Origin of the sequence: Limnohabitans sp. Rim8, from assembly GCF_945869175.1 — a bacterium.
Classification (GTDB): Bacteria; Pseudomonadota; Gammaproteobacteria; order Burkholderiales; family Burkholderiaceae_C; genus Limnohabitans_A.
Map to the genome: position 1 here is coordinate 1 of NZ_CAMBNZ010000115.1, position 7354 is coordinate 7354.

General features: G+C 61.6%; 10 protein-coding genes. 3 read left to right on the forward strand and 7 right to left on the reverse strand.

Features of this window, described 5'->3' with window-relative positions; genetic code table 11:
• The 4 genes from Q0O19_RS13325 to Q0O19_RS13340 form a co-directional block, all read right to left on the reverse strand.
• The coding region (locus Q0O19_RS13325; protein ID WP_295523746.1) for a pirin family protein at positions 1-322 on the reverse strand (322 nt) is incomplete at its 3' end.
• Between the two features lie 34 nt (positions 323-356).
• Positions 357-1109, reverse strand: coding sequence for a tRNA-uridine aminocarboxypropyltransferase (locus Q0O19_RS13330; RefSeq protein ID WP_295523748.1), 753 nt, complete (start codon positions 1107-1109; stop codon positions 357-359).
• A gap of 7 nt (positions 1110-1116) precedes the next feature.
• Positions 1117-2013, reverse strand: coding sequence for a PA4780 family RIO1-like protein kinase (locus Q0O19_RS13335; protein WP_295523750.1), 897 nt, complete (start codon positions 2011-2013; stop codon positions 1117-1119).
• Positions 2010-2387 (reverse strand): VOC family protein, encoded by a 378-nt coding sequence (locus tag Q0O19_RS13340; RefSeq protein WP_295523752.1) that lies wholly within the window; start codon positions 2385-2387, stop codon positions 2010-2012. The genes Q0O19_RS13335 and Q0O19_RS13340 overlap by 4 nt, the downstream gene beginning before the upstream one ends.
• A 202-nt stretch (positions 2388-2589) precedes the next feature.
• Between Q0O19_RS13340 and Q0O19_RS13345 the strand changes: the two genes are divergently transcribed.
• The 3 genes from Q0O19_RS13345 to gloA are packed head-to-tail and all read left to right on the forward strand — an operon-like array spanning position 2590 to position 4367.
• On the forward strand, positions 2590-3384 hold the full coding sequence (locus Q0O19_RS13345; RefSeq protein ID WP_295523754.1) for an SDR family NAD(P)-dependent oxidoreductase: 795 nt from the start codon (positions 2590-2592) through the stop codon (positions 3382-3384).
• Positions 3385-3399: 15 nt separating this feature from the next.
• The gene (locus tag Q0O19_RS13350; RefSeq protein WP_295523756.1) at positions 3400-3960 is read left to right on the forward strand and encodes a PaaI family thioesterase; all 561 of its coding nucleotides are present in this window, start codon (positions 3400-3402) and stop codon (positions 3958-3960) included.
• A complete protein-coding gene (gloA, locus tag Q0O19_RS13355; protein ID WP_295523758.1) occupies positions 3957-4367 on the forward strand; it encodes a lactoylglutathione lyase in 411 nt (136 codons plus the stop codon). Before Q0O19_RS13350 ends, gloA begins: the two co-directional genes overlap by 4 nt.
• On the opposite strand, the gene eda is transcribed toward gloA, so the two are convergent.
• The 3 genes from eda to Q0O19_RS13370 all read right to left on the reverse strand — a co-directional run bounded on the left by eda (position 4352) and on the right by Q0O19_RS13370 (position 7229).
• Complete coding sequence (gene eda, locus Q0O19_RS13360) at positions 4352-5005, reverse strand: bifunctional 4-hydroxy-2-oxoglutarate aldolase/2-dehydro-3-deoxy-phosphogluconate aldolase (RefSeq protein ID WP_295523760.1); 654 nt, start codon at positions 5003-5005, stop codon at positions 4352-4354. The genes gloA and eda overlap by 16 nt on opposite strands.
• On the reverse strand, positions 4996-6837 hold the full coding sequence (gene edd, locus Q0O19_RS13365) for a phosphogluconate dehydratase (protein WP_295523762.1): 1842 nt from the start codon (positions 6835-6837) through the stop codon (positions 4996-4998). The genes eda and edd overlap by 10 nt, the downstream gene beginning before the upstream one ends.
• A 158-nt stretch (positions 6838-6995) precedes the next feature.
• Positions 6996-7229, reverse strand: a complete 234-nt coding sequence (locus Q0O19_RS13370) for a hypothetical protein (RefSeq protein ID WP_295523764.1) — start codon at positions 7227-7229, stop codon at positions 6996-6998.
• Between the last annotated feature and the right edge of the window lie 125 nt (positions 7230-7354).

The window sequence follows — 7354 nt, forward strand, 5'->3', positions numbered from 1 at the left end:
CAGCGGTCATCCATTGCACACCGCCGTTTTGCAGCAGGCCTTCGTTGCCCGCACTGTCGCGGTGCAGCATGCGCCCGGCGATCATGTAGGTCACAGTTTCAAAACCCCTGTGCGGATGGTCCGGAAAACCGGCGATGTCGTCGTCGGGCTTGTCACTGCCAAAGGCATCGAGCATCAAAAAGGGGTCCAGCCGGTGCTGAAGGTCTTGCGTGAGGATGCGGCTGAGCTTGACGCCTGCACCGTCCGAGGTCGCCTGGCCGGTGACCAAGCGCTCCACCGTGCGGGACAGGGCGACCGGGTGGTTGGATGGGGGAAGGTTCACGCAGGCTCCTTGTGCAAGTTCAGGGGTTATGGGCTCAGGCCAACTTCAATCCCCGCAATTGTGAATGCGCTGGCCCTTCCAAATCGGGCGGCAGCTGGTGTTTGGCTTGCAGGTAGTGGTGGGTGTACACCTCAAGCCAGGCCTGCATCGCATGCGCAGCGGGGGCTTCGCCCGCCAGATGCAAACAAAGCGCAGCGACCTCGCTGGTACAAAAGTGGTCATCGCGCCGCGAACGGCGCAGTTTGTAATTCGAGACCTTTTCGGAGTTCAAGCTCAGCACGGGCAAGGCATTGAGATAAGGGCTTTTGCGAAACATCTTACGGGCTTCGGGCCAAGTGGCGTCCAGCAAAATGAACAGCGGGCGTTTGCCCGCAGCCGGCGTTTGAGCTGTCTCGGTCACCCGCTCTGGCTCGACAAATTCACCCGGAAACACCACCACCGGCTGCCACTGCGGATCGGCCAGCAGCGCCAGCATGGCCGGGTCGACTTCGGTGCGTGCCCAACCGAAAGCAAAAGTGTCCTGCACCACATCGGCAATCAGCCAGCCGGTGTTGCTGGGCTTGAGGGGCTCGATGTCGGCCATGAGCAAACACATGCCCGCATGGGTGGGCCAGCTGGCGCGCAGAGCACAGATGCAATGGCTGGGCACCAAGCGGCAACCGGGGCAACGCGCACCTTGGGTGCCACCACGGGCTAAAAACGGTTTGGCGCTGCGGGCCAGACGAGCGGTACGCAGGCGCGAAACAGCGTGGGGCACAGCAACGCAGACTGGAGAGGCCAAGCTCATGGGCGATTCAAGACAATCCCACGCCAACAGCAGGGGTGGCCATGCGCGATCGACGGGCCATTTCTTCGTCATGCGCATCGTCGATTTCGCGCAGTACAGCGGCCATGTTCACATCGGCGGTGGACCGTTCAAAACGACCCGTCAGGGCTGTTTCGTTGCTGAGCAATCCGGCTTGGTACAGGCTCCATATTTCGGGGCCGTAGTCGGTCTTGAGCAGTCCAGGGGCAAATTGCCCAAAGAAGTTGCGCAGGTTGCCCACATCACGCAGCAACATGCGCTGAGCGTGGTTGTTGCCGGCCGCGTCCACGGCTTGGGGCAAATCGATGATGACGGGCTCGTCCACGCCGGGCAAATCGCCTTCACCGGGAATGTGCGCCAACAAAATATTGAACTCTGACAAATCACCATGCACCACGCCTGCACACAGCATGCGTACCACCTCGGCAATCAAGGTGGCATGGTGTTGCAGGGCTTGCTCAGAGGTGAAGGCCACATCGTTCAGCCGCGGTGCAGCATCGCCATGGGTGTCGGTCACCAACTCCATGAGCAAAACGCCGTCAAAAAAGTTGAAGGGTTTGGGCACGCGCACCCCCGCTGCGGCCAGGCGGTACAAAGCATCCACCTCGGCGCTTTGCCAGGCGGCCTCTTGTTCTTGCCTGCCAAACTTGCTGCCCTTTGCCATGGCGCGTGCCGAGCGCGAGTTTTTGACTTTGCGGTTCTCGGTGTAGTCGACCGCCTGGCGGAAACTGCGGTGGGTGGCCTCTTTGTAGATCTTGGCGCAGCGGGTCTCGTCACCGCAGCGCACCACAAACACCATGGCTTCTTTGCCACTCATGAGCTGGCGCACCACGGTGTCGATCAGGCCCTCTTCAACCAAGGTCTGCAGTCTGGGCGGCGCCTTCATCCAGGGCGATGCAAGACGCAAATTTTGTGGCCATCGGGGTCACGCAAATAGGCCAAGAACAACTTGCCAGAAGGGCCCTCGCGCCAACCTGGAGGGTCTTCGCAGGTCACACCGCCATGGGCCATGCCAGCGGCGTGAAAGGCCTCAGCCTGCTCCACCGAGGCCGCCTTGAAACCATAAGTGGTGCCGTTGCCGACCGAAGCGGCCTGACCATTGATGGGCGTGGTGATGCCGAACGAGCCGGTGGGGCTGCGGTAAAAATAACGCTGGTTGTTGGCCACACCCGGAGCGATGCCCACGGTGCCCAACACGGCGTCGTAAAACTTTTTGGAAGCTTCGAGGTCTTTGACCCCGACCATGACGTGACTGAACATTGCTCGCTCCTGATGCGCCCGACATGGGGCTGTTTGAAAGACCACCCATGTTACTTGATGCCCATTCGGCTGCCGTGACCGTGTCGATGGTCTGGAACTGCTTGAAAAAGCACAATGGAGCCTCTTCGTGACACTCTCTACATGGCGCCTGTGGCAGCATGTTGTCAGGCATCCAATCCCGCCCCAAAAAGGAGTCCAACCCATGCCCTTATCCAACACCCTTTCTTTCGGCTTGCAAGGCCGTGTGGTCATCGTCACGGGTGCCGCCAACGGCATTGGCGAAGCCTGTGCCCGCCGTTTTGCGTCGGAAGGGGCCCATGTGGTGCTGGCCGATGTGAACAGCGAGCGTGGCGCCTCTGTGGCCGCCGAACTGCGCAGCGAAGGCCACAGCGCCGGTTTCATGGCCTGTGATGTCTCGCGCAAAGCCGATGTCGATGCGCTGGTGGACCATGTGCTTCAGGCCTTTGGTCGCCTGGATGTGCTGGTCAACAACGCGGGGATTTTCAGGGCCGCTGATTTTCTGGACGTCACCGAAGAGGACTTCGACGCGGTCATCAACGTCAACATCAAAGGCTCGTTCTTGATGGGCCAAGCCGCTGCCCGCGCCATGAAAAGCACTGGGGGCGGCGCCATCGTGAACATGAGTTCGGTCAATGCCGTGCTGGCCATCCCCAATATTGCCAGCTACAACGTGAGCAAAGGCGGCATCAACCAACTGACGCGCGCCATGTCTTTGGCATTGGCTGACTTTGGTATACGTGTGAACGCGGTGGCCCCTGGAACGATTGCCACCGAATTGGCCCGCCAAGCGGTGCTGACCAGCGAAGCGGCCGAAAAGAAAATCATGATGCGAACACCCATGAAGCGACTGGGCGAGCCCGACGAAGTCGCCAAAGTGGTTGCGTTTTTGGCCAGCGATGCGGCAAGCTACATCACCGGTGAAATCGTCACCGTGGACGGCGGTCGCATGGCGCTCAACTACACCGTGCCTGTTTGAAGAAAATCTATTTTTGTGAACCCCTCTACTTCTTTACTCGAAGCCTGGTTGGATCAAGAGCGGGTCGTGCGCCAACGCCTGGATGCCGGCGCAGGCCCTGGCGTGGCACGCCCCGACCAAGTGGCCGGCAAAACCGGCTTGGAAGTCATGCAAGGACTGCTCTGCGGCGATTTGCCTTACGCCAGCATCGCCAAAACACTGGATTTCACGCTGATCGAAGTCAGTGAGGGCCAAGCCATTTTTCAAGGTACCCCGGGCTTGAACCACATGAATCCGCTGGGCACCGTGCACGGCGGCTGGTTTGCCACCTTGCTCGACTCGGCGCTGGGCTGTGCGGTGCACACCATGATGCCGCCCGGGCGTGGTTACACCACGGCCGACCTGAGCCTCAAATTGGTCAAGGCCCTCACCCCCAAAGTACAACGCGTGCGGGCCATTGGCCAGGTGGTGCACTGCGGCCGCCAACTGGCCACGGCCGAGGCCCGGTTGGTCGGGCCTGACGGCACCCTGTACGCCCATGCCAGCACCGCTTGCCTGGTTTTTGACATGCCCTCCCCCACTGGAAACAAACCATGAGACTCCTTCACACCATGCTGCGCGTGGGCAACCTGCAGCGCGCCATCGACTTCTACACCCAGGTGTTGGGCATGACCCTTTTGCGCACCTCGGAAAACCCGGAGTACAAATACTCGCTGGCCTTTTTGGGCTACGGTCACAACCCTGAGCACGCTGAGCTGGAATTGACCTACAACTGGGGCGTCGAATCCTACGACATGGGCTCGGCCTACGGCCACATCGCGCTGGGCGTTCCGGATGTTTATGCCGCCTGCGACAAGATCAAGGCCGCTGGCGGCAACGTCACCCGAGAGCCTGGCCCGGTCAAAGGCGGCACCAGCGTGATCGCCTTTGTGACCGACCCCGATGGCTACAAGGTGGAGCTGATCCAGCGGGCCGAATACGCAGCAGGTCAGGGCTTGCGCTGAATTTGGCTGGCTTCGCGGGCCAGTGCCTCGATGCGCGCCCAATCGCCTTGAGCCAACGCATCCGCAGGCACCAGCCACGAACCGCCCACACAAGCCACATTGGGCAAGCTCAGAAAATCGTTGGCGTTTTGTGGCGTGACGCCACCCGTGGGGCAGAACTTCACATCAAAGAACGGGCCGCTCCAGGCCTTGAGCATGGAGGGGCCGCCTGCCTGCATGGCCGGGAAGAACTTGAGCTCGTTGTAGCCCTCTTCCTGCGCCATCATGATTTCGCTGCCCGTGGCCACACCGGGCAACAAAGCAAGGCCCAAGTCTTGGCAGGCCTGCCCCACCGCAGGGGTGTAGCCGGGGCTCACCGCAAAACGGGCGCCCGCTTTGACTGCAGCCGCCGCATCCGCTGCGCTGCGCACCGTGCCCGCGCCAACCACCGCGCCTTCAACCTCATTGGCAATCGCTTCCATGCAAGCCAGCGCCTGCGGGGTGCGCAAGGTGATCTCCAGCATGCGGATGCCACCAGCCAACAAAGCGCGGGCCATGGGCACCGCATGGGCGACGTCTGTGAGCACGATCACCGGGATCACGGGGGCGTCCTGCATCACTTGCAGGGCGGTCAACATCGGGGTTGGGGTTAAAGCCATGTGCAGGCTCCTTCTTCGGCTTTGAGCGCATTGCGGCGAAGGTTGGCAAACAGTTCACGGCCCATGCCCATGCCGTTGGCGACGCGCAGCTCAGTGGGCATTGGGGCCAGTGGGCGGGCGGCCCATTCGTCCTCGCTCACCTGCACCTGCAATGTGCCTGCGACACCATCGAGGCGAATCAGGTCACCGTCTTGCACCTTGGCCAAAGGGCCACCGGCTGCGGCCTCGGGCGAGACGTGGATGGCCGCAGGCACTTTGCCCGAGGCACCGCTCATGCGGCCATCGGTCACCAGCGCCACCTTGAAGCCCTTGCCTTGCAGCACCGCCAGAGGCGGCGTGAGTTTGTGCAACTCGGGCATGCCGTTGGCTTGCGGGCCTTGCCAGCGCACCACACAAACCACATCGCGGTCCAGTTCTCCGGACTTGAAGGCTTGCTGCAATTCGTCTTGCGAATTGAACACGCGGGCCGGCGCTTCGATGGTGTGCAGGGCCTCGGGCACGGCCGAGATCTTGATCACGCTGCGGCCCAGATTGCCTTGCAACAGCTTGAGTCCACCCGAGGCACTGAAGGGACTGGACGCGGGGCGCACCACGGTGTCGTCTTGGCTGGCTCCAGCCTCATGCCAAAACAGTTGGCCGTTTTGCGCTGCCGGGATGCGCGTGAATTCACGCAAGCCCCCTGTGCGCACAGTCAGCACATCGGCGTGCATCAGGCCAGCGTCGAGCAGTTCGCGGATCACATAGCCCGGGCCACCAGCAGCCTGGAACTGGTTCACGTCGGCACTGCCGTTGGGGTAGACGCGAGTCAGCAGGGGCACCACATCCGACAGGGCCGAAAAATCGTCCCAGTCGATCACGATGCCCGCCGCACGCGCCACCGCCACCCAGTGGATCAAATGGTTGGTGGAGCCGCCTGTGGCCAGCAAGGCAACCATGGCGTTGACGATGCAGCGCTCGTCGACCAAACGGCCGATGGGGGTGAAATTTGGGCCTTTGACCAGCGCCAGCACGGTGCGGGCCGCTTCGCGGGTCAGCTCTGCGCGAACACCCTCCCCCGGATTGATGAAAGCCGTGCCGGGCACATGCAGGCCCATGGCTTCGAGCAGCATCTGGTTGCTGTTGGCCGTGCCATAAAAAGTACAAGTGCCCTCGCCGTGGTAGGCGGCAGATTCGGCTTCGAGCAACTCGGGGCGACCCACCAGGCCCAGCGCTGCTTTTTCGCGCACTTTGGATTTTTCGTTGTTGGACAGGCCGCTGGTCATGGGACCTGCAGGGACAAACACCGTGGGCAAATGGCCGAACTGCAAGGCACCAATCAACAAGCCCGGCACGATCTTGTCGCACACACCCAACATCAGGGCCGCGTCGAACACGTCGTGGCTGAGCGACACGGCCGTGGCCATGGCGATCACATCGCGGCTGAACAAGCTCAGCTCCATACCCGGCGTGCCTTGGGTCACGCCGTCGCACATGGCCGGCACCCCCCCGGCCACTTGGGCCGTGGCGCCCAGCTTGCGGGCCTCGTCCTTGATCAGATCAGGGTAGTGCTGCAGCGGCGCGTGGGCCGACAGCAGGTCGTTGTAAGCATTGACGATGCCGATGTTGGGTGCTCTGGGGGCCACCACTTTGATTTTGTCCAGCGCCGTGGCGCGGGTTTTATCGCCTTCGGGCATGGCGGCAAAGGCGTGAGCCACATTGGCGCAGCCCAAGCGCTGAGCGCCAGGGTCGCGCTCAGACGCGGCGTCCACCTGTTGCAAATAGGCTTGCCGGGTGGCACGGCTGCGCTCGATGATGCGGGCGGTCACGGCGACCAAAATTGGGTGAAGTGTCATGTGGTGACGCCTGAATTGGCGTGGTAACTAAATTACATGACGGATGGTAACCTGCGCGGTGACCTTGGAATGGTTACAGACTGGGTACAAGCTGCATCAGCCCGGGAAAAACGAAAAAAAACCCGCCTTGGCGGGTTTTCAGCTGTCCGCGGGACCCTTCACTTGGCAGCAGAGGCCTCGGAAGCTGGCACTGCAGCGGCAGCAGGGGCAGAGGCATCGGCTGCAGGGGCAGACGCTTCGGCAGTGGGCGCTGTGACAGCCGCAGGTGCAGCAGGCGCTGCTTTCTTGCTCTTGGCAATGCCTACACCAACCGCTACGCCCACGGCCAGCAAAACTGCAGCCGCTAAAACAGCCCAAACCACGGGTTCATTGTCATCTTGAGAAGTCGACATGTATATTTCTCCGAAAATAATCCACCAATTGTAATGGGGCATCGTTGCACATGACAGACACCCTCGCCACTGCAGCCTTGGGGCACGCTGAAGGCATCAGCACCACGGCCTACAAAGGCGCATTG

Coding starts and splice junctions, on each gene's coding strand:
- eda (WP_295523760.1), bottom strand. CDS start 5,005: ATGGCTTTAACCCCAACCCCGATGTTGACCGCCCTGCAAGTGATGCAG.
- Q0O19_RS13340 (WP_295523752.1), bottom strand. CDS start 2,387: ATGTTCAGTCACGTCATGGTCGGGGTCAAAGACCTCGAAGCTTCCAAA.
- Q0O19_RS13370 (WP_295523764.1), bottom strand. CDS start 7,229: ATGTCGACTTCTCAAGATGACAATGAACCCGTGGTTTGGGCTGTTTTA.
- Q0O19_RS13335 (WP_295523750.1), bottom strand. CDS start 2,013: ATGAAGGCGCCGCCCAGACTGCAGACCTTGGTTGAAGAGGGCCTGATC.
- Q0O19_RS13330 (WP_295523748.1), bottom strand. CDS start 1,109: ATGAGCTTGGCCTCTCCAGTCTGCGTTGCTGTGCCCCACGCTGTTTCG.
- edd (WP_295523762.1), bottom strand. CDS start 6,837: ATGACACTTCACCCAATTTTGGTCGCCGTGACCGCCCGCATCATCGAG.
- gloA (WP_295523758.1), top strand. CDS start 3,957: ATGAGACTCCTTCACACCATGCTGCGCGTGGGCAACCTGCAGCGCGCC.
- Q0O19_RS13345 (WP_295523754.1), top strand. CDS start 2,590: ATGCCCTTATCCAACACCCTTTCTTTCGGCTTGCAAGGCCGTGTGGTC.